This is a genomic window from Arthrobacter sp. 05T442 (assembly GCF_056395945.1).
Window position 1 is genome coordinate 75746 of record NZ_JBFTKM010000011.1, and the last position, 25972, is coordinate 101717.

Genomic DNA, 25972 nt, shown 5'->3' on the forward strand with positions numbered 1-25972 from the left:
TCGATGAGGTTTCAGGCCCTACCAGCCGCGGGCGCGCCACTCTTCCAGGTGGGGCCGTTCCGCACCCAGGGTGGTGGGCTTTCCATGGCCCGGGTGCACCACAGTGTCATCCGGATAAACGTCGAACAGCCGCTCGCTGACGTCGGTGATGAGCTGGGCGAACCGCGCGGGATCCTTCTGGGTATTGCCCACGCCGCCTGGGAACAGCGAGTCGCCGGAAAAGATGTGTGCCTGGCCCTCCGGGTCCTGGTACACGAGGGCGATTGAACCCGGGGTGTGCCCCCGCAGGTGCACTGCCGTCACATCGAACCCGTCGAAGTTGCCGACGTCCCCGTGACTCAGCAGCACATCCACCGGAACTGGCAGCTCCGGGGCGTCGTCCGTCCCGGCTGCGGTCCGGGCACCGGTCGCTTCCACGAGGCCCGGCAGTGCACGGATGTGGTCCCAATGCTGATGGGTCGTAGCGATCAGCGCCAGCTTGGGCGTGGCCGAGGTATCCGCGGCGGCGTCCGCCAGCAGCTCCTGGATGGCCGCCAGATCATCGGCGGCATCGATCAGCAGCTGGGCGCCGGATTGCCTGGCGGTGAGCAGGTACACGTTGTTGTCCATCTCGCTGACTGAAATCCGGCGGATGGTGATGTCTCGAAGTGAGTGAATGAGCGAGTCCATGGGCATCAGTCTACGGACGGACTATTCGCGGCCCTGCGAAACCCAGCTGGGGTCCGCGGAACGGGAGCCGAAGACGGCGTCCGCGGCGGCGTCGAGCTTGTCCAGTTGCGCCCGGGTGAAGGCGAGCGCCAGGGCGCCCAGGTTCTCGTCGATCCGGTGCGCCTTGCGGGTTCCGGGGATGGGGACGACAGGAAGCCCCAGCTTGCTGCCCTGCGCCAGCAGCCAGGCCAGCGCAACCTGGGCCGGCGTCGCCTCCAGCTCGGAAGCGACCGCCTGCACCGCAGCCACCACACCACGGTTGGCCTCCGCGGCATCCGCGGCGAAACGCGGGATGTTGCGGCGGAAGTCGTTGCTGCCAAGCTTCGAGGCGTCCACTGTGCCCGTGAGGAACCCCCGGCCGAGCGGCGAGTAGGGCACGAAGCCCACGCCCAGCTCGGCCGCGGCGGGAACAACATGAAGTTCTACATCCCGGCTCCAGATGGACCATTCGCTCTGTACGGCTGCGATCGGGTGGACACTGTTAGCTTCGCGCAGTTCCTCGGCCGTGACCTCGGACAGGCCAAGGTGCCGCACCTTGCCCTGCTGCACAAGCGCTGCCATGGCCTCCACGGTTTCCACTATCGGAACGCGGAGGTCACGGCGGTGCATGTAGTAGAGGTCGATGGTGTCGGTCCCCAGCCGTTGCAGGCTTCGGTCCACCGCCTGTTTGACGTAGGAGGCGTCGCCACGGATGTCACGGTAGCCCTCCGCCGGGCTGCCGACGAGACCGAACTTGGTGGCCAGCTGGATCTCGCCGCGGCGGTCCTTGAGCAGCTGCGCGATGAGCTCCTCATTGCTGCCGCCACCGTAGATGTCCGCCGTATCGATGAAAGTCACGCCGGAGTCCACCGCATGGTGCAGGGTCTGCAGCGCCTCGGCCGGGTCCACCTCTCCGTACACGGGAGTTAGCGCCATGCCGCCGATCCCCAAGGGGCTGACTGAAAGGCCGTCGCCGAGCCGGACTGATGCTGCCGCTTCGATATTCATGGAACTCCCCATCTCTGGATTGCACATGTGACTGTCGTCCCTGCCAAGAACTCCGGCCGGCGCCGGAGTATTCCGCCGCTCCCGCCCAGTTGCCAGCCACCATCAGGGTGACGCCACGGCCTGTTGCAGCGTGTCGGGGCGCACAGGCCTGGTGAACGGCGGAGCAACTGGGCGGGAGCGTCGCCTTGCTCCCGCCTTGCCGCCCATCCCAGGGGGCGGCCTGTCCCCTAGGCGCCGTCCGCTACAGGGTCGATGGACACGACGGCCAGGAAGCCGCGGCCCAGGATTTCCGGCGTGGCCGTATCTGTCCCGATGACGGCGTCGTACCGGCTCAGCTCGATGTGCTCCGCGTCCTGGCGCCCGCCGGCCGCCGGCTCACCCGATGCCGGATCGTCGGCTGCCGGCCCACCCTGGGCGGGCGTGCCGGAGTCGTTCCTGGCACCGGGGCGGACTGTCACCTGTCCTTGGAGCAGGATCCCGAGTTGGCCCTCGAACACGGGATGGGCGCGTTTCTTGGAGAGTTCGATGATGGAGGTGTAGCCCTTGAAGGAGCCGCCGCGCGTGACGACGTTCAGGTCCCGGATGTCGCCGGTGGGCAGGGCGGCGGACGAAATTGCATCGCCCGAGAACCGGAACGGGCGGTATTTCTCGAGGGGGTGCTCGGTGCCGTCGACGCTCAGGAGCAGCAAGTCGCCATCGATGACAGTAATCACGCGGTCCATGCCGGGGAAGGCGGAGAAGTCTCCGGCCTTGGACACCTCGGCGATGCTCACCCGCCAATCCCAGGCGCTGCCCGGGGCTGTGGCCGTAACTGCAGAGACAGTCTTGGGGCGGCTGGCCAGTTCGCGGGTTACCCCGCCGCCGTTGCGCCAGGGTTGGGCTTTGAGCGTGGCATAGCGGATGATCTCCATTCTCCCAGCCTATCCGCCGCCACCGGACAGGCCGCCGTCCCATGCCCGATGTGACGCCGGTGGATGGAACCGGAACTCGGCACGGCGGCGCGCTCTTGCTAACGTCAGAGGCAACAAGCGCTGCAGAAGGAGCCCGAATGTTCGTCAAAGTGTGCGGCCTCAGCACAACGGAGGCGGTCCGGGCCGCGGCTGAGTCCGGAGCTGACGCCATCGGCTTCGTCCTGACCCGAAGCCCCCGGGAAGTCACGCCGGCCCAAGTCAGGGACCTCCTTGCCCACGTGCCACCCGGGGTCCCCGCGGTGGGTGTGTTCCGGCACGAGGCGGCCCATACTGCTGTCGGACTGGCACGCGAGGCGGGCCTGGCCTGGGTCCAGCTGCATGGCGACCGTTCCCCGGCGGACGTTGAGGCAGTGCACGACGCCGGGATGAAGGTCATCCGGGCCATCACCATGTCGGCCCCTGCCGAGGCCTTCGGAAGCTGGGGCGAGGAGCTGCTGCTCGTCGACGCCGCGGTACCCGGTTCGGGCGAGGCCTGGGACTACGGCTCGGTCCGGGCCAGGGAACTCGCCGGCCGGCACTGGCTGCTGGCCGGCGGCCTGGATCCGGCCAACGTTGCCCGCGCGGCAGCAGAAGCCGGTGCGTGGGGCGTGGACGTTTCCTCCGGCGTCGAATCGTCCCGCGGCGTCAAGGACCTGGCCAAAATCCGGGACTTCGTCAAGGCGGCCAAGTCCGCGGGATGAGAGCCGGCCGCCGCGACAGCGCCGCCTGGCCGGGCGTTCTGCGCACAACAGTGGCAACCGGGACAATTCCCGGTTGCCACTGTTGGAACTCACTCAATCCAGGAGTTCCCCGCGCCTGGGGCTGAGTGAGTTGAATTTTTCCTAGCCGCTATGGGGATGTCTTGATGACGACATCGTCGATGTATTCATCGCCCATCTGGCGGTTGTGCTCGGCCCCGAGTTGGACTTTGCTCAGCCCGGTTCCCGCCATACTGACGGCGGCGCTGGAATACTTCTGCACCCCGTCAAACCAGACCTGGACCGTTGACGCGGAGCCGTTGGAAGTCACCCGCATAGAGACATGATGCCAAGCGCTGAGCGTAATGCTTCCGGCGATCAGCTTCGTGTAGACGAAAGTCCCGTTCGGTGCGGTCACGCGCAGCCACAGCTGGCCATTGCTGTTGTAACGGTAGATATCGGCAACGCGGGTAGTGCCGGAGAAGAAGCGGAAGTACGGTACGTCATTCCCGGCGACTCCTGCGGTGGTGATGTCGAACCAGCCGTCGGCGTAGGAAGTCTTGGTGCCGGCGGCCAGGGCCGGGGTGGAGAGGTTCGCGAGGGAACCGGAATCGCTGGTCACATGCAGCTTGGCCGAGTGGGTCCCAGCGTGCGCGGGCGAACTTGCGACAGTTGCTGTGCCGGTCCCCGACGTCGTCGCCGTAAGCGGGCAAAGGCTGCCGCCCTCAAAGCTTGAAGCGACCGCCACGGTTCCGGGGTACGAATTCGTCGGCACAGGCGTGCCCACGTTGCAGGTCGCCGCCGAACTTGCCTGTGCGGAACCGAAAACAAGGGTACCGGCTACGAGCAGTCCGAGCGTCCCCACTGTGCTGAGTGCTTTTAGTTTTCTCATTGATTTACTTTCCGTGCTTGGTTCGACTTGTTCTTTTGATCTCGCGCCGTAGCAACGAGCACACTGGCCCCAGTCACGCCAGTTGCACCATCTGTACCGCCACCGAGATGCCGATTACAGACAGGAGGGCCGCGGTCGCAATGACAACCGCGCGCGGGAGTGCCTTCTCAGGATTCAAAACACGAAGGACCTCGCAGCCTACGAGAGCGGCTACGGTGGCCAATCCCAACAAAAAGACGATCATTTCGCACCTGCCAAGGAGCGCGTGGACCTCTTGAACTCGAGGCCAAGCAGGCCGAGGGTGACGAGGGCCAGCAGGCACACACCTGCCGGCGGCGCCCAGATGCGGGCGTAGACCATCGCGGTCGCCACGAGAGTGGACATCGCGAGACTGAAAGCGATTGCGATTGCGATGCTGAGGGGAAGTGCCCCGGTCGCCTTCAGCGACCGCGGAGGGTCAAAGCGGAGCAACAGGACCAACGCTGTTCCAGGCCCGGCCAGCATCAACAATCCGATGACTGCCAGTCTGAGGCCGCCGGGCCCGAAGAAGGAAAGCGGTAAGGCGGCGGCGGCGACGGCTGCCGTCGCGTAGCTCACGTAGCGGCGTTCATTTGCCATTGTTTACTCCTTGGATGTGGAAGATCACGCCGCCGGCATTCTCGAATACCTTGGTCCAGCCAGGGCTGGTGCCGCACGTGGCGATGAAATGCTGGAGGTCACCTGGGGGAGTCGCGCCGCGCAGATCGGCGGCCGCCTGCTGGCTGTCAGTGACGATGACGTACGCCCCGGCGTTGTGGGCGATCTGGTTGGCACCGTCGCACGAGAGCGGACCGGCCCCTGGCCTCGGCTCGGCAGGCACGAGGGCCCGGTAGTCGTAGTCCGCGTAATGCTGGAATTTCCACGGCGTATTGCGTACCGCTTCGATCAGCACGGAGCCGGTAGGCGCCGTTGAGTAGAGCTCATTCACGACGGCGATTTCGTCGCTGCTGAAGCTCTCCATGGAGTCGTTGCCGTAGCGGGTGACGATAGTGGTTGTGGCGAGCACGCCGCCGAGCAGCAGCAGGGTCAGTGCCCGCCGCAGTCCCAGACCCGCAGTCCTGTCCGAGAGCAGCGGCAGTACCGCAAGGCAGGCCGCGAACGGCAAGCTGAACATGTACAGGCGAAGAAGAAGTTCACCGCCATACGGCTGGGCCGGGATCAGGGCGAGCGGTGCAAGGGCGCCGACCGCTGCGGTGAGCCACGGCGTCTTCCGCTTGTGGCCTACAACGGCGCCGATGACGGCAAGGATCCACACGAGGGCGACCTCGGCGATCCGCGTGTAAACCACCCACAGATGCGAATCGCTGCCGGAAACCTTGGTGGACAGCGCGCCGACGGTGTTTGCGCCGATGTCGCCGAACGACGCGAAGAGCTGTCCGGCGTGGCCTTGGACATACGCTGTGGCCACAAAGAGCAGCCAGCCCACCGGCAGGACCGCGGCCAGTACGGGCAAGAAGCGAAGCCGCAGCCGGCCCGTCAACAGAAAGGCGACCAGGATGGGGACCACTGCAAACGGCGTGAGCTGATGCGATGCCGTCATCGCCACGAGGAACAGTGAACAGACGACGACGAGGGCAGCGGCCTCGCCTCGGGACGGTTCGATGATCCCTTGCCGCTGAACTGAACCGTCCAATCTGGCCACGACCCGGGAAAGTCCGGTGGTGAGCCGGTTGCGGTTTGGCTGCCATGCCCATCCCGTGAATACGCCAAGGAGGCAGGCAAAGAGCGTCACCATGAGCACGAAGGAATAGGCCTGAGGCGACAGATAGTCCTGCCCGACCCAGCTGGTCAGATAGAACATCCACACGGCAGCCCATGCCTGCCGGGGGGTGGAGGTCAAGCGTGTGGCCAGGGCAAGGAGGGGCGCCAGGAGTATGACGTTTACCCCCAGGGGTGCCCATGTCGCGATGCTCATCAGGTCCTTGACGCCGGTTGCGCCCGACACCATACCCAACAGGTTGAAAAAGCCTGGCCAGCTGAAATAGGCGTCCAGGCCTGTGTCCAACTGCCCGGACTGGGCAATGTTGTCGGCAATGCCCAGGTGCCGGAAGGTAGCCTCGAGACGGGGTAGGCCGTGGATGATCGGGTCGGCGCCGTGGAGGATTACCACCGTGGCCAGAACCTGCCACGTCAGAAGCGTCGGAATGAACCTTCGAAGACTCAGCGACGCCACGAATCCGCCCAAACTGAGGGCCAGCGCGACGAAGTAGGCGGGCGGGAGGGCGTCGATGAGACCCGAGCCGCCAATCCGTTGGGGATCGACGCCGGTCATGCTCCAGACCCCGATGACCAGCGCCGCTGCGGCTACGCCAGCGAGAGCGTTGACCTGCCAGGAGGGGGTCAGCCCGAGGTTGCGGTCGGTGGGTGGCTTCGCACCGCTGTGCCTGGCGTGATCTTCCCGCTTGTGGGAAGTGCGCACGGGGACAGTTGCTGCCGTTTCGTGTGTCATGGTTTCTCGATTCCAGAGGGCTGGTGTTGCAATGCCGTAGGAAACTCTGAGTTTTTTACGGCGGTGGGCATCACTCGGGTAAGCGCGATCAGACGCTGTACGGCGATCAGGGCAACCGCCGCCTGGGCGACGGACCAGAGTACGGATACGCCGGTTAGGCCATAATGCTGGGCTACTGCTGCAGCCGGTGCCACGACCAGTGCAGCGGCCAGGACTGCGACAGTTGTGGATTCAATCAGACGCCCTTGCGCTCGGCACAGCCCGTAATAGACCTGGGTCACGCAGCTCAAGAGCAGTGCCGGCACAAGTACGGGAAGCAGGACCCAAGCGGAGGCATACTGCGGTCCAAGAAGACGAAGGAGGAACGGGCCGGCGAGCATCAGAATCAGCCCGGCCGCAAGCGTCAGTAAGAGGCTGGCCCGGAGTGCGGAGGCGACGAGTCCAGGCCGCGAGCGCGTGCCCGCCAAGGCTGTCTGGAGGGTGAAACCGGCGGATTGCGGCACAAAGAAGACTGCCGACGCCATCATCCACACGATGTACCACGCGGCAGTCGCCGCAGGGCCCAGCGTGGACGCAACGATCAGGGGAAGCAGGTACCCGGGCGCGCGGTCGGCGAGCATGAGCGCGTGGTTCGGAAGCCCGGGCCGCAAGAGTTTCAAGGCCGACCCTGGCCGCAGGCCGTGCCGCCAGTCCGGGGAGACTTTGGCGCGGCCAAGCTGACGCAGACCCACGAGAACGCTGGCCAGCGCACCAAGTGCCACAGCGCCGATAACGACCGATAGTTCGTGGATGCCGACGGCGAACGCGATGGCGAGGAACGCAAGCTGCACCAGGCTTTGCACGAGACTGCGGCCGAGCGTGCGGTCGGCGCGTTCCTGGGCAACGCCCACGTGATCGAGCTGATAAGCACTCGCCGCGAAGAGAGCCGTGGCCACAAAGATGACGGTTACCAGGGGATCGTTCCAGGCTTCTCCGACCCCGGAACCGAGGGAGTGTGTGGTGGCGACAAGCGCTCCCGCCCCTATGAGCGAAAAGGTGCCTACCGTGAACAGGCTGGTGGCTATGAGGCGGCGCCCTCCGTCATTTTCGGCGGGAAGGAGCGTGAGCGTGGCGGGCCCGACGCCGAGCATGCCCAGCTGCACGGTCAGGAGGGCCGCGGACACGACCGCAGAGCCCAGACCAATTTGCGCCGGAGGAAGTACCACGGCTGCGAGCGCCCAGAACAGGAAGCCGGTCACCATTGGGGCTACCCTGGCCGCAGCCAGCCACGCCGCGTTCCCGCCGACGGAGAGCGTCTGGTTTGCAGGGCGCAGGATCTCACCGAACATGGCGCGGTAGTTGTAGAGGAAAAAGCACATCCAATAGGGCAGGTAACGGGGGGCGCGCACCAGGGACAACCCCACACCCCGGACTGATGCCATCAGCGGAAGTGCCACCAACCAGCCGGCGCGGGCTGGATGTTTGCGGACGGTCCGGGCCATCCCGGCGCCGTCCTGGAGCCACTGGTCGCGGGCGGAATCAAAGCTGTCGCCGAACCTGTGCCGGACCTCCGTGGTGCTGGAGACGCCCAGCCGGTAGCCGGCCTGCTCCAGCCGGATCCGCAGCTCGACATCTTCGCCGGAGCGGAAGTTGTCATCGAACCCGACCGAAAGCAGTACGTCACGGCGCATCAGGGTGGCGCAGACACCAAACCAGCTACGCACGCGGCTGTGGTTGTGATGCCAGGCCAGCGCGGCACCCCAGTAGCCCGGACCGTCGGCTTCGCTGGCCAGCCCGAACTGCAGGCCGTCGTAGCCGCCGGACTCGAACTCCTCCAGCAGCCGCCCCAAACTGTCCGGCGGAAGTACGACGTCGGCGTCTATCAGGGCGATCACATCGCTCCGGGCGCTGCGTGCCCCCAGCATCCGTGCGGCCGGCAAACCGCGGCCCTCGTCGGAGATGACGGTCGCCCCGAAGGACCGGGCAATCTCGACGGTGTCATCGGTCGAGCACCCGTCGATCACAATCATTTCGTGCGGGTGTTGGCGCCCGATTGACGCCAGGCATTCGCCCAGCCAGGCAGCTGCGTTGCGCGCCGGCACGATGACCGACACTTTAAGATCGCCCACGTCGCCTCCCCTCACTCGTCGAGCTTCGAGCGGACCAGGTTCGCAATGAAGTCCGAGGCCTGGTCGGCGGACCAGGAAGCCGGCAGCCGAAGCAACCAGCACGGCACGTCTTCCAGTGCCCGCTTCACCACGGCAGCCTTTTGCCCGAAGTGCTCCTCCAGCGGCACCAGGCTGGTCGCGCCGAGAGCCTCGACGAGGCGGCGCGAGACCATGGGCAGCTCAGAATGGAAATTCCCGACAATGCGGGACGTCATCCACTCTGTGCTTCGGCCTTCCAGCCGGGCGTCAGAGCCGTCATAGCGTTCCAGGAAGATGGCAAGTTGAGCTGGCGCCGCTGATGAGATGCGGTTCGAACCGAAGACATGCTCCGGCTGGACCATCCGGTGCTCGGGGGACCAGCGCCTCGTGAATGCCGCAGTTTTCGGATAGCGGACAATGACCGGGTGGACTGCGGTGGCCAGGTGGGCGACCGGGGTCGTGAGCCATCCTGGTGCCAACGGCTTGCGCGTCCCGCGAAACATGTCCGGGTAGATGGCCCGGTGATGGGGCTTGATGAACATCGGTTTGGCGTATCCCATGAGCATGCCGCCGGCGCCCAGGAACGCCCAGTCATCGGCCATGAAGCGGACGTCACGCATGGCAACGAGCTTCGCCACGGTGCTGGTTTTTCCGACGCCTCCCCAAGCCGGCAGGAGAACGCCGGAGCCACGGAAATCCACCACAGCGGCATGGATCATGGCGGTCTCTTCCTCGACGCAGAGCCGGTCCAGCAGCGGGATCACGGAGGTCAGTAACTCGCCGGCGCCTTCGATCCGGTATCCGGCGGCCGTTTCAATGATCTGGACCCGGTCCGCGGGGATATAAAGGGAGTCGCCGGTAAAACGGTAGGCATCCTCCGCATGCGATTGACCGGAAACAGGCGAAACCTTTCCGCCGATGGTAATCCGCCTGGTCGCGCCGGATTCGCCGAGGAACGGTGCCAGCATGTCGCGCAGTTGCGACTCGCCGGGTGTCCCGGCCTCCACATCGATGCCGACGACGCCGTGGACGTCAAAGCTGGCGCCGACTGACGCTCCGGTCGGCTGCTTCACATCTCGTTCAGACTGGCTCATGATCGACACTTTCTGTGGTCGGGGTGGCCGCCGGGGAAACCTGCCGGCCATGCGGGTCGTATGTTCGTTTCACTGGACTTCCCGCCAGAGGTCGTCCGGTGCCGGGCATGCTTGGAGCGGCGCCGGCGCTGCCGGGAGGCGGCGGCCGCGCACGTATCCGCTGGCGGTGGCCGCGAGCACAGCGATAATGGTCGCTGCCCGGCCAAGGCCTGCCGGCTCCTCGCCCCGGATCCAGCCGCGGACTCCGCTGAACACCGCACGCGGCAGGATCTGCCGCACGTAGCGCCGTTCAGGGCCAAGCGCACGCTTGTGCCCGACAATCCTGCTGACCTGAGCCTTCGAAATCCCTTCGGACCAGGAGCGAGCGAACATGTAGCGCAAGCCGCCCCGCCCTGCAGGAACGTGGTGATGCACGAGGGCTGCCGGTTCGTAAACGACCCTGGAACCTGGGGAGCCCAGGACAGCCCGGATGCATAGTTCGGTCTCCTCGCAACCGAGGGGGGTGGCGCCTTGGCGGCCCAGAGACGTGTTGAAACCACCGACCCGATTGATGACGTCAGCACGGAATGACATGTTGGCCCCGATGACGTTGCGCACCTCTGCCGCGACCTTGGGCATGCCCCGATACGTGCAGCCGACGATCCAGTCCAACTCTTCGGCGAAGTGACCGGGCCGCCCGGCCTCCCATAGCGGTTCGACACGGCCGCCGACTCCGAGGACATCCAGGTCGTCGTAAAGGGTTGCAAGCCGCTCAAGCCAATCCGGCGCCGCCTCGGCGTCGTCGTCGAGGAAGGCCACGATCTCCGAATTCGCCACGCCGACCCCGGTGTTGCGGGCGCCGGAGAGACCCTTTGGGCCTGTGTTCTCCACGATCACTGCGTCCGGGACGGTGAAGATGAGTCTCTTGTAAAGGTCTACGTTGTAGTCAACGACGACGATCGTCTGCTTGGGCGTCAGTGTCTGGGCGCGGACGGAGTCCAGGGCACCCATCAACAGATCCCAGCGCTCCTCTGAGTAGGAGCAGATGACCACGGACACTGCCGGGAGGCTGGGGATCTGGGCCATCCTACTCACCCACCCGCAGTCCCAGAACACTCTGGGGATCCGTGGGGATGTGGGGGAAGACGGTACTGGGGTACTTGTATTTCACCCGTCGCAGGGTCTCGGGACGGGCCCCTGCCGTGGGTGCCTCCCAACTGATGCGTTCGCGGGCGAGGGTCCGCAGCACGCGCCATCCGTCCCGGAACGTGTGGAGGTTTGACTGCCCGGAGATGCGGTTCAGCTCGTGGCTGGGCACCTCGGCAATTCGCAGGCCGGCCCTGGAGGCCCGTACGATCAGTTCCGTCTCGATCTCGAAGCCGTCTGACTTGAGCTCCAGTATGTCAACGCATTCGCGGCGCAGAGCGATGTAGCCGTAGCAGAGGTCTGAAAAGTCGCTGCCAAGGACCGCGTTGGCCAGCCCCGTCAGCATGCGATTTCCGGTGCTGCGCAGCCATGTGATGTCGTCCGAGCCGCCGCCTGTCACGTAGCGCGATCCCTTGACGAAGTCGTATTCATGTTGGAGCGGCGTCACCAGCCAGCCGATTTCCTGGGGGTCCATGCTGCCGTCGCCATCCAGCATAACGATGATGTCGCCGGATGCCGCGGCGAATCCCGCACGCACTGCGTTGCCTTTGCCGGGACGCGGCTCGGCGACAACCACGACGTCGAGACGCAACGCCCGGGCGACGTCGACTGTGCTGTCGAGGGAGCGACCGTCGACTATCACCACTTCGTCGACGTACGAGGGCATCCTGCGAAGCACCCAGGGTAGGTTCATAGCCTCGTTTAGAGTGGGGATCACCACACTGACGGACGGATTTGCCGGCGGAGGCGCCGTTTGCGGACGCACATTCGGTTTGAGATTCGGGATGGACACTGGCCTCACCACTCAATGACGTAGTCTGCTCGCCTCAACTGCAGCGTCCCCGTCCCCACGGCGGGAAGTAGACCCGTCGCTGACCAGTTGAAGGCAACTTGGTTAATACCCCAGGTGTTAAGTATTGGCCGCGCCACCTTGCATTAACCTTGAGTTAAGTTGAAGATTCAACTTTTCGAAGGGCCAGTCGGATGCCGCTGAAAAATGCCGGTCCGTGGAGGCCCACAACCGGTTGATCAGCAGGTTCCCTCCATGTAACACTGACCGCATGGGGACCCCCGTTCAAGGCAGCGCCGCCCGATGGAACACCCGACGCCTGCGAAAATTCCGACACAATCTAGGCCACCTGCTGGCTCCTGCACTCGTTCTCGTTCTCGTCGGCTGCGGGGCCGGTCCGGCTGCCCCCGGGAGCCAGGGGACACCAGTGAGTCCGGCACCCGGCTCATCCGCGGAGCCACCCGCCAGCTCAGCCGAGGGCAGCCCCACCGGCGCGCCGACCCGTTCGGCACAGAGCGCCGACGCCAGTGCGCCGACCAGTTCGACAGAGAGCGCCGCCGCCCGTGTGCCCGCCGGGCAGGCCCCTTCCGTGACCCGAACCACCGACACGAGGCCGAGCGGCGATCTGCCCGGCTGGAAGCAGGTTTTTGCAGAGGATTTCACCGCCGGCGACGTCCCTCTTGGTGGTTTTCCTGGCCCCCTCTACGCCGGGCGGTGGAGCGCGGGGTACAAGGACGGCACACCTGACACGGCCGGGCAAGTCAGCGGTGGAAAATCCGGCTACTATCCGACTAAAGTCCTCAGCGTCCACGATGGCGTCCTGGACTGGTACGTGCACTCAGAAAACGGGATTTCCATGGGCGCTGCGCCGGCGCCGGCAATCCCCAACGCGAGTGCCAACCCGAAGCGTGCCAACAGCCTTCTGTACGGCCGCTACTCAGTTCGCTTCAAGGCGGATTCGCTCGCCGGCTTCAAGACGGCGTGGCTCTTCTGGCCGGACAGCGGAATATGGCCGCGGGACGGGGAAATCGACTTCCCCGAAGGCGATCTGGCAGGACCCATTTACGGCGCAGCGCATTTCCGTGGAACGGATCCAAACGCCTTCGATAAGGCGGAGTCGAACATTGACTTCACCTCGTGGCACGTGGCAACCACCGAATGGACCCCGGGGCGGGTTGAGTTCTTTCTGGACGGCAAGTCTCTCGGCGCGAGCACGACAGCCACGCCCACGACGCCAATGCACTTCATCCTGCAGACCGAGTCGTGCCTGACCGGGTGTCCGCTTCCCACAACAGAGGGGCACGTCTACCTGGACTGGATCGGTATGTGGGAGTTGGCCTGAGAAACCTGCGAATCGCCGTTGCCGGCCGCCCTCCGGCACTCGGGGCGCGCTGCCGGCCGCCCTCCGGCTATCTTCGATGGAGGGTGAAGGAATCGGAGAAACTGTATCCCGCTGCCGGGACAAACCGGGCGGCCAGATCGGCCGAAGTGGCCGTGACGTCCAGGGTCCCCAGCGTGGGATTTCGGTTCTTTCCGGACCAGGTCGCGAAATAGCCGGCTTCCGGGTCGTCGTTGTGCACGTCGTAAAGTCCCACACCGCCCACCCCGATGGTGGCGAAAACAGTCCCGGCGCCCTGCACCATGTCATTGTCGGTGTCAGCCAGGCACCCCGCGGAGAAGCTGGCGGGAACTATTTCCGGGCACTGCCCTCCCATGCCCAGCTGATGCGTCCGCTGATATACGTGGTCATGACCCGAGAGCACGAGGTCGACCCTCTTCTCCATCAACATGTTGGTGAACTCCCTGCCGGCCAGGCAGTCGTAGGTGCCCACGCTCAGGCACGGCACGTGCATCGCGACGACTGTCCAAGGGATCTGTCGAGCCTTGGCCCCGTCAATTGCATCGACGGTCCAACGCCACCGTTCGCTGCCCTTCGAGTAGTCCAGCGGCTTTCCGTCGCGGAAATCGATGCCCGGGGAAACCATGACGAAGCGAACAACCGGATTGGATTCCGGGACGTCCACCCTCCACTGCGTGCCGTAGACACCGTCGACGCCGGGCAGCCTGTTGGGAAGGCAGCGGACGAAGTTCTCGATGTCCCCGTCGCGGCCCCCGCTCTCGTGGTTGCCCGTCACGAGCTGGTACGGGAAGTCGGGGCCCAGGCTGCCGGTGACCATATCGCAGAACGACTGTTCTATCCCGGCCTCATAGGTGAAGTCTCCGAGGGCGAGGTTCAGCTCGGGCTTGAGGCCGGCAACGACGTCGAGCACCTTGCGGGCCCCCGTGCTGACGCCGATGTCCCCCTGGGCCGTGAAGTGCACCGGCGCACCCGACGGCGGCACGGGGCTGGGCGGGGATGGTCGGGGTTCCGGGGGCCCGGGCTGGCAAGCGGCCAGCAGCAGGACAAGGCCCAGCAGGCCGGCGCCCGGACCCTCCTTGCGCCGTCGGCCCCGTCTTCTCACCGATCCGGCCACGAATCCTCACATCTTTGGGCTAAACAGAGTGCCTTTCAAAGTCCAGTGTTTGCTCGGTGCTGATACGCCAGATTATCCCGGCGACTATGCGAAGGCCAGAGGCGGCACCGGCATCTTGCACGGGCACCTAGCCCGGTGCGGGCTTCCTCGTTAGCATGCTTGGTGGGGGAGTACCCCGATGATCCGGCGGGTTCGCCCCGCCACCCGCGTGAAGGAGACCGTTGTGACTCTGCCCGAAGGTTTGACCCCTGGCGTCTGGACGCTGGACATGTCCCACAGCGAAGTTGGCTTCAGTGTCCGCCATGCCGGCATCAGCAAAGTCCGCGGCCGGTTCAACGAGGCGTCTGCGGAAGCCCGGGTGCGGGACTCGCTCGCGGACGCTAGCCTGCATGCCACGGTCAGGACCGCCAGCTTCGACTCCGGCGACGCCAATCGTGACGCGCACGTCCGCGGTGCCGACTTCTTCGACGTCGAGAAGTATCCCGAAATGACATTCCGCGCCACCGGGATCCGGGGTGACGGGGAGGATTACGTGCTGACCGGGGACCTCACGATCCGGGACGTCACTAAGCCCGTGGAGCTGGAAGTCGAGTTCACCGGCGTCGCGGTGGACCCGTTCGGCGCCACACGTGCCGGGTTCAGTGCCGAGACCGACATCAGCCGCAAGGAATTCGGCCTGACCTGGAATGCCGCTTTGGAAGCCGGTGGGCTGCTGGTCAGCGACAAGGTCAAGATCAACGTCGAGGCGGCCATGGTGAAGCAGGCCGAAGCGTAGGCCGCATCACGCCGGCATGCCGGTCCGGACAGGGCCCTTGTCCCTGGGCCGGATCGGCGCCGGGTGCGGGAGAATGGAGCCATGAAGACACTCCTGAACATCATCTGGCTGCTCTTTGGCGGGTTGTGGCTGGCGCTCGGATACTTCCTGGCAGGGGTCATCTGTTGCCTGCTCGTCGTCACGATTCCGTGGGGGCTGGCGTCGTTCCGCATCGCGTCGTACGCGCTCTGGCCCTTCGGCCGGGCAGTTGTGGACAAGCCTGGCGGTACCGGGTTGTTCGCCCTCCTGGGCAATGTCATCTGGTTGCTCGTGGCGGGCATCTGGATCGCGATCGGCCACGTGATTACGGCCTTTGCCATGGCCATCACGATCGTCGGCATCCCGCTGGCGATCGCCAACCTCAAGCTCATCCCGGTCTCCCTGATGCCCCTCGGCAAGCAGATCGTCCCCAGCAACACGCCTTTCGTGGTGGCCTACAGGAATGGCCCGCGCTAGGCACTGCGGCGCAGATGCGGGCCCGGCGGTCACCTCCCCCGCGACTTTCCCAACAGAACCCAGGCCAAGGAAGATCCCGATGACTGAACAGGCAGCCAGCAGCGACAACCTCATGCTGGTCATCGTCCGCGAGTTCAACGCCCCAATCAGGGTCGTGTGGTCCGCACTGACCGACCCTGAGCAGGCGCCGGAGTGGTGGGGACCGCACGGCTTCCACGTCCCGCGCGAGAGCATCGACGCGGATCTGGAGGTCGGCGGCCTCTACCGGGCCTGCATGATCGAGGAGAGCACCGGGCAGGAACACTGGTGGAGCGGCGTCCACACGGATATCGAGCCGCCCAACCTCTTCATGTTCACCCACGCCTGGGACAAAACCGACGGCACCCGCGGCTTCGAAACCGAGGTGACAATCGAGCTGGAAGAGACCGACGGCGGAACCAGGATGACCTTTACCCAGGGACCGTTCGAGTCCGTGGAAAGCCGCGACCGCAACGGGGCCGGCTGGGGCGAGTCGCTTGACCGGCTGGCGGATCACCTGAGTGTCGCCGCCTGAGCTCCTCTGTCCGCAGGTGGCAGGCAGGGTCCCGTTTACCTGAGTTCGCCCTGCAGATTCCGGCGGGCCGAGTCCAGCCAGAGCCCCCGCGCACGGTTGGTGTGGAAGAGCGGCTCGAGCTCCAGGAGCCGGCGGACGACGGCGGCGCGCCCGGCGGCGAAGTCGGCGTCGCCGATGTGCGCGAAGTCCTGCCGGACGGCGGCCAGGTACCTGCCGTAGGCTTCGGGCCCGCTGCCGAGAACGGACAGGTCTGCGTCGCTGAGCAGGGCGCCGTCGCCGTCGCCGGGTTCCGGTCGGTGCTCGGCTGTCAGCCGGACCAGGCGGGCCACCTCGTCGACTTCGGCAGCCGGCAGTCCGGTGTGCCGGAGCCGGTCCTCGGCGAGCCGGGCCGATTCCTCCTCATCCTGCCCGGCAATGCCGCGGTACACGGCATCATGGAACCAGGCCGCCAGCAGCACGGCGCGGGGAGGGCTGGCAGGGTGCGTGAGCAGGTCCAGTGCTTCCAGGACCGCGAGCAGGTGGGTGCGTCCGTGGTACGTCCTGTGCTCCTCGCCCCACCGGTCCAACAGGTCCAGGAAGAGGGCATCATGGCCCGGGAGCGCCTCGTTCCAGCGGTTCAGCAGCGGCAGCTTGAGGGATTTTCCGCGCCGACGCGCGGGGATCCGCAGCCCGCTGCCGATCAGCGTCCGGACGAGGACCCTGCCCTCCACCGGGACGGCCCCGGCCGCCACGAGTGCCCCGTACCTGGCCTCGGCGACGTCGTAGTGGTCGCCGTCGAACGCCCGCTCGGAGATGCCGGCAGCTCTGGCGAAGGCGTGCAGTTCCTCGAGTGAGGCGTCCGAAATCAGGTGCGAGAACAGGGTCCCATGGGCAGGCCAGAGCGGCGGATCGACGAAGACGGCCATGAAGGCAGTCTAAACCCGGACGCTCGGCCACCCTGTGCGGCGGGACGCGAGGGCGGACTTCAGGGCGGCGTTGCAGACTTGGGGGCGCCCGCCGTGATCGCATTTTGCGGATCATCAGCGGTCTGAATATCCGCAAATGAGGACTAGGCTGGCACTATGACCCTCATTCGCGTATCTGAAGCGGCACGGTTCCTCGGCGTCAGTGACGACACCGTCCGGCGCTGGATCGAGAACGGGAGCCTGACACCGCTCAAGGACGACTCGGGCCGGCTGGCGGTGGACGGGCTGGAGCTCGCGCAGCTCGCCCGGGAGCAGGCCCAGCTCCCGGACGATCCCGCGAAGGTGGGGAGCTCGGCCCGGAACCGCTTCGTCGGTCTCGTCACTGCCATCACGGCCGACACGGTGATGGCGCAGGTGGAACTGCAGTGCGGACCCTTCCGTGTGGTGTCGCTGATGAGCAGCGAGGCGGTGCGCGATCTCGGGCTTGAGCTCGGCTCCGTCGCCACCGCCGTCGTCAAAGCCACCACCGTCATCATCGAAACACCCAGGGGAAAGGGCATCGTATGACCATGGCGCGAAAGCCTGCCGCGCTGGCCGCCGCAGCGATGCTGGCAGCGGGCCTGGCCGCCTGCGCACCGGGGGCCGGGAGCGGCCCTGGAACCGCAGGCCCCGGGGCCGGAGGCACCGTTCTCTCCGGCACCCTCACGGTGTTTGCCGCTGCCTCCTTGAAGGCGACGTTCACCTCGCTGGCCAGCCAGTTCGAGGCGGCGCATCCGGGGACGAAGGTGATGCTGAGCTTTGCCGGCTCCTCCGACCTGGTCACGCAAATCACCCAGGGCGCCCCGGCCGACGTCTTCGCATCGGCGGACACCGAGAACATGGCCAAACTTGCCGACGCCAACCTGCTGGACGGTCCCGCGAAGAACTTCGCCACGAATGTCCTGGAGATCGCCGTTCCGCCGTCGAACCCGGCGTCGATCGCGTCCTTCGCCGATCTGGCCAGGCCCGGCGTCAGGGTGGTCGCGTGCGCACCCCACGTTCCCTGCGGTGCCGCGGCGGCCTCGGTGGAAAAAGCCACGGGGACCTCCCTGTCACCGGTCAGCGAGGAATCATCCGTGACTGATGTGCTGGGCAAGGTGGCCTCGGGCGAGGCGGACGCCGGACTTGTCTATGCCACGGACGTGTTGGCAGCCGGGGACAAGGTCAAGGGCGTTCCGTTCGCCGAAGCGGACAAGGCCGTCAACACCTACCCGATCGCCGCAGTCGGCTCGAGCCAGAGCAAGGAACTGGCGGCCGCATTCATGGCGCTGGTCACGGGCAGCGAAGGCAGGAAAGTTCTCGGCGACGCCGGGTTTGGCACCCCGTGAAGCTTCTACAGCATGGCAGGGGTGGCGGCTACCAGGGGATCCCGCGCTGGATCTATCTGGTTGCCGCCGCTGGCGCCGTGTTCGTCCTGCTGCCCCTCGTGGCCATGGTCGCGAAAGTGAACTGGCCGCAGTTCATCCCCCTGGTCACCTCCGAACCGTCCTTGACGGCGCTCGGGCTGAGCCTGCGGACCTCGGCGGCGAGTACGGTCCTCTGCATCGTGCTGGGCATTCCGCTCGCCCTGGTCCTGGCCCGCGGCGAGTTCCCCGGGCAGCGGCTCCTGCGCTCCTTCGTCTTGTTGCCACTCGTTCTCCCCCCGGTTGTCGGCGGCATCGCCCTGCTCTACACCTTCGGACGGCAGGGCCTGCTGGGGCGGTCACTGGAAATCGCGGGCATCCAGATCGCGTTTTCGACGACGGCGGTGGTACTCGCGCAGACCTTCGTGGCCTTGCCGTTCCTTGTCGTCAGCCTCGAGGGAGCCCTGCGGTCGGCCGGGAGCCGGTACGAGGCCGTCGCCGCGACTCTCGGTGCGCGCCCGACTACGGTGTTGCGCCGGGTCACGATCCCGCTGGTCCTGCCCGGACTCGCCTCCGGTGCCGTGCTGTCCTTCGCCCGGAGTCTCGGCGAATTCGGTGCCACCCTAACCTTCGCAGGCAGCCTGCAGGGCGTGACCCGAACGCTGCCGCTGGAAATCTACCTGCAGCGTGAGACGGACGCGGATGCCGCCGTCGCGCTGTCTCTGCTGCTCGTGGCGGTTGCCGTGATCGTCGTCGGGCTGTCCTACCGGCGGCCGCCGGCTGCCGCAGGGCACAGCGGCGCCCGGCCGGAGCCGGTGGGCGCATGACCGTCCGGATCGAGGCCGCCGTCGCGGCCCGAGGCTTCGACGTGGCGTTGGGCCTCGCGCCCGCGGAGACGATCGCCGTGCTGGGACCCAACGGCGCCGGCAAGTCCACGTTGCTCGCGGTGATTGCCGGGCTGCTCCGTCCTGACACCGGCCTCGGCGAAGTGGATGGGCGGGTGTTGTTCGATCTGCGCCCCGGGGCGAACCTCTGGACTGCGCCGCACCGCCGGGGAACCGCTCTTCTGGCCCAAGAGCCCTTCCTGTTCCCGCACTTGAGCGCGCTGGAAAACGTCGCCTTCGGACCTCGGAGCGCGGGGAGCCCCAAAGCGGCGGCCCGGGAAACCGCCATGAACTGGCTGGCGGAGGTCGACGCCGAAGACCTTGCCTTCCGGCGCCCGGGGCAGCTTTCCGGCGGGCAGGCTCAGCGCGTGGCTGTGGCGCGGGCGCTGGCCGCCAATCCGGACGTTTTGCTTCTGGACGAACCGATGGCGGCTCTTGATATCCATGCCGCACCGCTGCTTCGCAGGTTGCTAAAGCGGGTTCTGGCCGGCCGGAGGGCGATCATTGTCACCCACGATGTCCTGGATGCCTACATGCTTGCCGACCGGGTGGTTGTCCTGGAGGACGGCCGCATCACTGAGGAGGGCCCAGTCCGGGAGGTTTTGCAGCGGCCGCGCAGCAGCTTCGCCGCCGGACTTGCAGGGTTAAACCTCGTGGCGGGAACGGCCACCGCAGCGGGTATCCGTTCCCCCGAGGGGCTGGAAATCGCGGGGCAGCATGAGGACCCGCTGGCGCCGGGGCAGTCAGGCGTGGCAGCGTTCCCGCCCTCTGCCGTGTCCGTCTTCCGCAGCGAGACCCATGGAAGCCCGCGGAACTCGTTCCGTGTGACCGTCACGGACCTGGAGCCGCATGGAGACCAGATCCGTGTCCGGGCCGGGGCGATGTCCGCGGACATCACCCCCGCCGCCTCGGCAGACCTCGGGCTGGCCCCGGGTGTGGACGTCTACTTCGTGGTCAAAGCGGCCGCCGTGGCCATCTACCCGGCGTAGGGGTGGTCTGCTCCGGCCTGCTAGTCGCGGGCCGGGCGGACGGGGTGCTGGCTGACGATGGAAACGCGGTTGAAGGCGTTCATGGTAATCGCTAGCCAGCTCACGGCGGAGAATTCCTCGGCCGTGAGGTGCTTCCGGGCGTGGCCGCCTTCGCGTTCGCGCGCGCGGGCGTCGGAGATGTTGGTGACAGCCTCGGCCAGGGCCAGGGCGGCGCGCTCCTTCTCCGTGAAGAGGTCGGTGTCCCGCCAGGCGGCAAGGACGGCAAGGCGCTGGGCGGACTCGCCGTTCTTCACAGCGTCGCCAACGTGCAGGTCCAGGCAGAAGGCGCAGCCGTTGATCTGCGAAATGCGCACGTTCAGTAGCTCGATCAGTGACCCGTCGAGGCCCGCATCCGCCGCCGCCTCCTTGGCTTTCAAGCCCAGGCCGTTGAGTGCGCGCCACGCTGCCGGGTGCGCCTTGTCCAGGAAGACGCTCCGGTGTTCGGTTTGCGGGGATGCCGGTGACTGGTCCATGGTTCCCACAATACCGACGTGCCCGGGACGACATTCGCGCATAGCATGACAGTTTTTGTCAAAAGTGTGACAAGATTTCGGATGAAGGGTACTTGATTCGGTGGACGGCTCCTTGGGGGAGCCGGCCACCGAATCGCTTTCCGGGTCGGCGGCATGTTTTTGGGACATGTCCACCGCTTGGCTCTGGAAATGGGCATGACGGGGATATGTCCGGCGGTGCGGGGAACTGAAGAGCATGTCCAGTGGTCGGGCGGGGCGCCGTGGCGATGGGTCCGCCGGTCGGGCGCGGGCAGCGGGGGAGATGCTCCTGGATCCGGGGACACCCTTGGGGACATGTCCACTGCTTGGCTCCGGAAATGGGCATGACGGGGATATGTCCAGTGGTGCGGGGAACCGAAGAGCATGTCCAGTGGTCGGGCGGGGCGCCGTGGCGATGGGTCCGCCGGTCGGGCGCGGGCAGCAGGGGACATGCTCCTGGATCCGGGGAGACCCTTGGGGACAAGTCCACTGCTTGGATCCGGAAATGGGCATGACGGGGATATGTCCAGCGGTGCGGGGAACCGAAGAGCATGTCCAGTGGTCGGGCGGGGCGCCGTGGCGATGGGTCCGCCGGTCGGGCGCGGGCGGCAGGGGACATGCTCCTGGATCCGGGGGCACCCTTGGGGACATGTCCACTGCTTGGCTCGGGAAATAGGCATGACGGGGATATGTCCAGCGGTGCGGGGAACCGAAGAGCATGTCCAGTGGGGGCGCAGAGATTCTACGCCCATGCTCGTTCCCGCCCCCGCGTGCCGCCCCCCCGTTCCCGTGCCTGCCCCCGCCCCCGCGCACCTCCGCCCTCCGGCCCTAGACAGCCGTTTCGCTGTGGGCAAACATGGAGCCCAAGGGACCAATTTCAAAGTTGAGCGCGCTAGACTCAACTTTGACTCAGTACCATTCCGGAAGGAGCTCTCTTTGGACGCCAAATTCACCACCAAGAGCCAGGAGGCTCTTTCGGCAGCAGCCATGAACGCCTCGACGGCGGGGAACCCGCAGCTCGAGCCTGCACACCTGCTCAAGGCGCTCCTGGACCAGCGGGAGGGTGTCGCCGTCGCCCTTCTCCGCGCGACCGGAACCGACCCGGACGCGGTCAGCGTCCAGGCGAGCACCGCCATCAAGGCTCTCGCCTCCACTTCCGGCAGTTCCGTGCAGCAGGCCCAGCTGTCCCGCACCGCCATGCAGGCCATCAAGAATGCCCAGAACGAGGCCGAAAGGCTCGGCGATAGTTTCGTCTCCACCGAGCACCTGCTGCTCGGTCTCGCCTCAGGGAGCGACGGCGTCGGGAAACTTCTCCGGGATGCCGGCGCCTCCCACGAGGCGCTGCTCGCCGCGCTGCCCGGGGTGCGCGGAGACCGCAAGGTGAACAACGCAGACCCGGAAAACACCTTCCAGGCGCTGGAGAAGTTCGGCACCGACCTCACCGCCATCGCCCGCGCCGGCAAGCTGGACCCCGTGATCGGCCGCGACGCGGAGATCCGCCGCATCATCCAGGTCCTGAGCCGGCGGACCAAGAACAACCCCGTGATCATCGGCGAGCCCGGGGTGGGCAAGACCGCCGTCGTCGAAGGCCTGGCCCAGCGGATCGTGGCCGGCGACGTGCCTGAAAGCCTGCGGGGCAAGACCCTGATAGCCCTGGACCTTGCCTCCATGGTGGCCGGCGCCAAGTACCGCGGCGAATTCGAGGAGCGGCTCAAGGCAGTCCTCGAAGAGATCAAGAACTCAGAGGGGCAGATCGTGACGTTCATTGACGAGATCCACACCGTGGTGGGCGCCGGCGCCACCGGGGACAGCTCCATGGACGCCGGGAACATGCTCAAGCCCATGCTCGCCCGCGGCGAGCTCCGCCTGATCGGCGCCACCACCCTGGACGAGTACCGCGAGAACATTGAGAAGGACCCGGCCCTGGAGCGCCGGTTCCAACAGGTGTTCGTGGGCGAGCCGAGCGTGGATGACACGATCGGCATCCTGCGCGGCCTCAAGGAGCGGTACGAAGCCCACCACAAAGTCGCGATCGCGGACTCCGCCCTCGTGGCCGCGGCTGCGCTCTCCAACCGCTACATCTCCGGCCGGCAGCTTCCGGACAAGGCCATCGACCTCGTGGACGAGGCCGCCTCCCGGCTGCGCATGGAGATCGATTCCGCGCCGGAGGAGATCGACCAGCTACGCCGTTCCGTGGACCGACTGACCATGGAAGAGCTCGCCCTGGCCGGCGAGACCGATGCCGCCTCCGTGGAACGCCTCGCCGCCCTGCGCGCGGACATGGCAGACAAGAAGGAAGAGCTGGCCGCCCTCAATGCGCGCTGGGAGGCCGAGAAGGCCGGACTGAACCATGTCGGCGACCTCAAAGCCCGGCTGGACGAGCTGCGTTCCGCCGCGGACAAGTACCAGCGCGAAGGCGACCTCGAGGCCGCCTCCCGGATCCTCTACGGCGAGCTCCCTGCGCTCGAGCGGGAGCTGAACGCCGCCGCGGAAGCGGAGTCTGCCCGCGTGGCCGGCGGAGGCCCCAAGCAGGAGCTCATGGTGGCTGATGAGGTCACCGCCGATGACATTGCCGAAGTGATTTCGGCCTGGACCGGCATCCCCGCCGGGCGCATGCTGCAGGGCGAAAGCCAGAAGCTGCTGGAGATGGAGCATGTGCTCGGGGAGCGGCTGATCGGCCAGAAGAAGGCCGTCACCGCGGTATCCGACGCCGTCCGCCGCGCCCGCGCGGGGATCAGCGACCCCAACCGGCCCACCGGTTCCTTCCTGTTCCTGGGCCCCACGGGCGTGGGCAAGACCGAGCTCGCCAAGTCCCTCGCGGACTTCCTGTTCGACGACGAACGCGCCATGGTGCGGATCGACATGTCCGAGTACTCGGAGAAGCACTCCGTAGCCCGGCTCGTCGGCGCCCCGCCTGGTTACGTCGGCTACGAGGAGGGCGGCCAGCTGACCGAGGCTGTCCGTCGCCGCCCGTACTCCGTGGTGCTACTGGACGAAGTGGAGAAGGCCCACCCGGAGGTCTTCGACATCCTCCTGCAGGTGCTCGACGACGGCCGCCTCACCGACGGCCAGGGCCGCACCGTGGACTTCCGCAACGTGATCCTGGTGCTGACCTCGAACCTGGGCAGCCAGTTCCTGGTCGATCCCGGCCTGGATGCGGCCGCCAAACGGGACGCCGTCATGGCCACTGTGCACGCCGCCTTCAAGCCCGAGTTCCTGAACCGGCTGGACGAAGTGGTGCTGTTCGACCCGCTGAACGTCGAGGAGCTTTCCGAAATCGTGGAGCTGCAGGTCAAGGAACTCGGCGAGCGGCTCAAGGGGCGCCGGCTGAACCTGGAAGTCAGCGAAGGCGCCCGCGCCTGGCTGGCCGTGACCGGTTTTGATCCGGCCTACGGTGCCCGGCCGCTGCGCCGCCTGGTGCAGCGCGAGATCGGCGACCGGCTGGCCAAAGCCATCCTGTCGGGCGAGATCGCGGACGGGGACACCGTGCTGGTGGACACGGCACCTGACCTCATGGAGCTCACCATGGGCGGCGCGCACACTGGGGAGCGGCCCGACGGCGGCGCCTCCACGGGCAGCGGCCTCTCCGTCCGGCGCAAGGACGCGGCGTAACAGCCGGCAGCAGCGTGCTGACAGCCGGACCATGGCCTGGCTGTCAGCACGCTTGAGTCCAGCTGGGCGCTTGGAGCTACACGCTTAGGTCTGGGGGAGCAGGGACTCCAGGATGACGTTGCCGGTGTCCGCGACGGCGTAGCAGTCCACGCGCCGGTCGCCCTTATCCCAGCTGGAGGAGCTCGGGTAGGCGAGTTTGTAGCTCAGGATGTAGTCGGCCGGTTTCTTCGTGATGGGCGCCGAATTGCAGGCATCCAGGGCCTTCTGCTTTAGCGGGTCCCGGCCGGGGTATGCATCCGAATCCTGATAGCGGTCGATGGCGACCAGCTGGGCCGAGTGGCCGGTGTCGCAGGCGACGACGGTGGCCTGCGTCGAATTCGGGTCGAAGTCTTTGAAGCAGTCGCCCAGCTGGAATTCCAAAGGGTTGACTCCTTCCAGCGGCAGCGGTCCGCGGCTGGCCGGTGCCGACGACGAGGCCGCGCCGGTAGCCGGCGTGCTGTGCTCGGCTGTGGGCTTCGTGCCGCCGCCGAGCGAAAACGCTGCCCACCAGATCACAAGCCCCAGGAACACGAGTCCGGCTGCAGCGGCGCCGATCCGCTTGGGACCCTGTGTCCTGAGCCAGCCGCCCAGAACGGCAACCCTGCCGGCGACGAGCTTTGCGGCGCCGGACGCCGGGCGGCCGGGCTTGCGGCTGCGCTCGCGTTCGACCGGAGGCACCGCGGGGCGCAGGGGCTGCGGAGGAGTGAACGGCGGCGCGGAAGGCTGGACGGCCGGCGGCACCACCGGGGATGCCGACGTCGGCGGCGATGACGGACGCGGGGGCACCGAAGGGAACTGCCTGCCGCCGGGCTCGCCTGCAGGGGGAGTCACAGGCACCCCGGCATCGTGCCTTGCGTTCTCTTCAGTCACTGAGAAATTCACCACTTCCGTGCGTCTTGACCGTTGCTGGAGGCACGGCACCGTGGCCCTTTTCTGGGAGTCCACTACGGAACTCTATCGAAGAAGCCTGCACGCTCGCATGCCCAGGCGGCCACTGACCCGGTTGCCGCAGACGCCACGTTCTCCACAGGGGCGGGACCGGCAAGCAGCCGGGGCCGAAAGCATGTAATCTAGGTGTACGACAAATTGACCAAACATTCCGGGGCCTCACTAACGCCAATGGTGACCACCTCCGGTCCGAGTACAAAAGGGGGTCACGCCATGGGGCGCGGCCGTCAAAAGGCAAAAGCTACCAAGCAGGCTCGGGACATTAAGTACTACTCCCCGAACACTGACTACTCTGCTCTTCAGCGCGAGCTCAAGAGCTCTGAGGGTCGTGCACCGAGTCGTTTCTCGAGCGAGCCTGTTGAGCCGGATTATTCGGCCTATGTGGATAAGTACGCGGACGATGTGGAAGAGGACGACGACGAGGTAGATTCCCGTCGGATAGGTTAGTCGACACTTCTTTCCGGCATGTTCTTCCTTAGCGGATTGCCGACCACATGATTTCAGGCCCGCCGGCCGCTCCCATCCCGG

Annotated in this window: 25 protein-coding genes; 11 read left to right on the forward strand and 14 right to left on the reverse strand. The window is 66.5% G+C overall.

Going from position 1 to position 25972, the window contains the following annotated elements; genetic code table 11:
• Positions 1 to 18 precede the first annotated feature (18 nt).
• The 3 genes from AC1DES_RS12195 to AC1DES_RS12205 all read right to left on the reverse strand — a co-directional run bounded on the left by AC1DES_RS12195 (position 19) and on the right by AC1DES_RS12205 (position 2606).
• Positions 19 to 669 carry an MBL fold metallo-hydrolase gene (locus AC1DES_RS12195; RefSeq protein WP_476895963.1) on the reverse strand — a complete coding sequence of 217 codons (651 nt, stop codon included), beginning with the start codon at positions 667 to 669 and terminating at the stop codon, positions 19 to 21.
• 21 nt (positions 670 to 690) lie between these two features.
• The gene (locus AC1DES_RS12200) at positions 691 to 1695 is read right to left on the reverse strand and encodes an aldo/keto reductase (protein ID WP_476895964.1); all 1005 of its coding nucleotides are present in this window, start codon (positions 1693 to 1695) and stop codon (positions 691 to 693) included.
• Positions 1696 to 1922: 227 nt separating this feature from the next.
• On the reverse strand, positions 1923 to 2606 hold the full coding sequence (locus AC1DES_RS12205) for a HutD/Ves family protein (protein WP_476895965.1): 684 nt from the start codon (positions 2604 to 2606) through the stop codon (positions 1923 to 1925).
• Between the two features lie 137 nt (positions 2607 to 2743).
• Here AC1DES_RS12205 and AC1DES_RS12210 point away from each other — a divergent pair, with 137 nt between their 5' ends.
• Positions 2744 to 3346, forward strand: a complete 603-nt coding sequence (locus tag AC1DES_RS12210) for a phosphoribosylanthranilate isomerase (protein WP_476895966.1) — start codon at positions 2744 to 2746, stop codon at positions 3344 to 3346.
• Between the two features lie 148 nt (positions 3347 to 3494).
• On the opposite strand, the gene AC1DES_RS12215 is transcribed toward AC1DES_RS12210, so the two are convergent.
• The 7 genes from AC1DES_RS12215 to AC1DES_RS12245 form a co-directional block, all read right to left on the reverse strand.
• Complete coding sequence (locus tag AC1DES_RS12215) at positions 3495 to 4235, reverse strand: hypothetical protein (RefSeq protein WP_476895967.1); 741 nt, start codon at positions 4233 to 4235, stop codon at positions 3495 to 3497.
• Between the two features lie 240 nt (positions 4236 to 4475).
• A complete protein-coding gene (locus AC1DES_RS12220; protein WP_476895968.1) occupies positions 4476 to 4853 on the reverse strand; it encodes a hypothetical protein in 378 nt (125 codons plus the stop codon).
• A complete protein-coding gene (locus AC1DES_RS12225) occupies positions 4843 to 6723 on the reverse strand; it encodes a hypothetical protein (RefSeq protein ID WP_476895969.1) in 1881 nt (626 codons plus the stop codon). The genes AC1DES_RS12220 and AC1DES_RS12225 overlap by 11 nt, the downstream gene beginning before the upstream one ends.
• On the reverse strand, positions 6720 to 8831 hold the full coding sequence (locus tag AC1DES_RS12230) for a glycosyltransferase (protein WP_476895970.1): 2112 nt from the start codon (positions 8829 to 8831) through the stop codon (positions 6720 to 6722). Before AC1DES_RS12230 ends, AC1DES_RS12225 begins: the two co-directional genes overlap by 4 nt.
• Before the next feature lie 11 nt (positions 8832 to 8842).
• Positions 8843 to 9943 carry a hypothetical protein gene (locus AC1DES_RS12235; protein ID WP_476895971.1) on the reverse strand — a complete coding sequence of 367 codons (1101 nt, stop codon included), beginning with the start codon at positions 9941 to 9943 and terminating at the stop codon, positions 8843 to 8845.
• Between the two features lie 69 nt (positions 9944 to 10012).
• The gene (locus AC1DES_RS12240) at positions 10013 to 11008 is read right to left on the reverse strand and encodes a glycosyltransferase family 2 protein (protein ID WP_476895972.1); all 996 of its coding nucleotides are present in this window, start codon (positions 11006 to 11008) and stop codon (positions 10013 to 10015) included.
• 1 nt (position 11009) lies between these two features.
• A complete protein-coding gene (locus AC1DES_RS12245) occupies positions 11010 to 11870 on the reverse strand; it encodes a glycosyltransferase family 2 protein (protein ID WP_476896024.1) in 861 nt (286 codons plus the stop codon).
• 577 nt (positions 11871 to 12447) lie between these two features.
• On the opposite strand from AC1DES_RS12245, the gene AC1DES_RS12250 reads away from it, so the two are divergent.
• The gene (locus tag AC1DES_RS12250) at positions 12448 to 13200 is read left to right on the forward strand and encodes a family 16 glycosylhydrolase (RefSeq protein ID WP_476895973.1); all 753 of its coding nucleotides are present in this window, start codon (positions 12448 to 12450) and stop codon (positions 13198 to 13200) included.
• 67 nt (positions 13201 to 13267) lie between these two features.
• Here AC1DES_RS12250 and AC1DES_RS12255 read toward each other — a convergent pair whose 3' ends face one another.
• A complete protein-coding gene (locus AC1DES_RS12255) occupies positions 13268 to 14179 on the reverse strand; it encodes a metallophosphoesterase family protein (protein WP_476895974.1) in 912 nt (303 codons plus the stop codon).
• A 376-nt stretch (positions 14180 to 14555) separates the two neighbouring features.
• On the opposite strand from AC1DES_RS12255, the gene AC1DES_RS12260 reads away from it, so the two are divergent.
• The 3 genes from AC1DES_RS12260 (at position 14556) to AC1DES_RS12270 (ending at position 16155) form a co-directional block, all read left to right on the forward strand.
• Positions 14556 to 15107 (forward strand): YceI family protein, encoded by a 552-nt coding sequence (locus AC1DES_RS12260; protein ID WP_476895975.1) that lies wholly within the window; start codon positions 14556 to 14558, stop codon positions 15105 to 15107.
• Between the two features lie 81 nt (positions 15108 to 15188).
• Positions 15189 to 15602, forward strand: coding sequence for a YccF domain-containing protein (locus AC1DES_RS12265; RefSeq protein ID WP_476895976.1), 414 nt, complete (start codon positions 15189 to 15191; stop codon positions 15600 to 15602).
• Positions 15603 to 15681: 79 nt separating this feature from the next.
• Positions 15682 to 16155 carry an SRPBCC family protein gene (locus AC1DES_RS12270; RefSeq protein ID WP_476895977.1) on the forward strand — a complete coding sequence of 158 codons (474 nt, stop codon included), beginning with the start codon at positions 15682 to 15684 and terminating at the stop codon, positions 16153 to 16155.
• A 35-nt stretch (positions 16156 to 16190) separates the two neighbouring features.
• On the opposite strand, the gene AC1DES_RS12275 is transcribed toward AC1DES_RS12270, so the two are convergent.
• A complete protein-coding gene (locus tag AC1DES_RS12275; RefSeq protein WP_476895978.1) occupies positions 16191 to 17060 on the reverse strand; it encodes a DUF4031 domain-containing protein in 870 nt (289 codons plus the stop codon).
• 156 nt (positions 17061 to 17216) lie between these two features.
• Between AC1DES_RS12275 and AC1DES_RS12280 the strand changes: the two genes are divergently transcribed.
• Genes AC1DES_RS12280 through AC1DES_RS12295 form a run of 4 tightly spaced genes read left to right on the forward strand, consistent with a single transcriptional unit; the run spans position 17217 to position 20315 of the window.
• Complete coding sequence (locus tag AC1DES_RS12280; RefSeq protein ID WP_476895979.1) at positions 17217 to 17627, forward strand: TOBE domain-containing protein; 411 nt, start codon at positions 17217 to 17219, stop codon at positions 17625 to 17627.
• Entirely contained in the window at positions 17624 to 18427 is an 804-nt protein-coding gene (gene modA / locus AC1DES_RS12285) for a molybdate ABC transporter substrate-binding protein (protein WP_476895980.1), read from the forward strand. Before AC1DES_RS12280 ends, modA begins: the two co-directional genes overlap by 4 nt.
• Positions 18424 to 19269 carry an ABC transporter permease gene (locus tag AC1DES_RS12290; protein WP_476895981.1) on the forward strand — a complete coding sequence of 282 codons (846 nt, stop codon included), beginning with the start codon at positions 18424 to 18426 and terminating at the stop codon, positions 19267 to 19269. The genes modA and AC1DES_RS12290 overlap by 4 nt, the downstream gene beginning before the upstream one ends.
• Positions 19266 to 20315: a sulfate/molybdate ABC transporter ATP-binding protein gene (locus AC1DES_RS12295; RefSeq protein WP_476895982.1), complete on the forward strand. Its 1050-nt coding sequence runs from the start codon at positions 19266 to 19268 to the stop codon at positions 20313 to 20315. The genes AC1DES_RS12290 and AC1DES_RS12295 overlap by 4 nt, the downstream gene beginning before the upstream one ends.
• 20 nt (positions 20316 to 20335) lie before the next feature.
• Here the strand turns inward: AC1DES_RS12295 and AC1DES_RS12300 are convergent, their stop codons facing one another.
• On the reverse strand, positions 20336 to 20827 hold the full coding sequence (locus AC1DES_RS12300) for a carboxymuconolactone decarboxylase family protein (RefSeq protein ID WP_476895983.1): 492 nt from the start codon (positions 20825 to 20827) through the stop codon (positions 20336 to 20338).
• A gap of 954 nt (positions 20828 to 21781) precedes the next feature.
• On the opposite strand from AC1DES_RS12300, the gene clpB reads away from it, so the two are divergent.
• Positions 21782 to 24457, forward strand: a complete 2676-nt coding sequence (gene clpB, locus AC1DES_RS12305) for an ATP-dependent chaperone ClpB (RefSeq protein ID WP_476895984.1) — start codon at positions 21782 to 21784, stop codon at positions 24455 to 24457.
• An 84-nt stretch (positions 24458 to 24541) separates the two neighbouring features.
• On the opposite strand, the gene AC1DES_RS12310 is transcribed toward clpB, so the two are convergent.
• A complete protein-coding gene (locus AC1DES_RS12310) occupies positions 24542 to 25366 on the reverse strand; it encodes a septum formation family protein (RefSeq protein ID WP_476895985.1) in 825 nt (274 codons plus the stop codon).
• Between the two features lie 291 nt (positions 25367 to 25657).
• Here AC1DES_RS12310 and AC1DES_RS12315 point away from each other — a divergent pair, with 291 nt between their 5' ends.
• A complete protein-coding gene (locus AC1DES_RS12315) occupies positions 25658 to 25891 on the forward strand; it encodes a DUF3073 domain-containing protein (RefSeq protein WP_082492711.1) in 234 nt (77 codons plus the stop codon).
• The last annotated feature ends 81 nt before the right edge of the window (positions 25892 to 25972 follow it).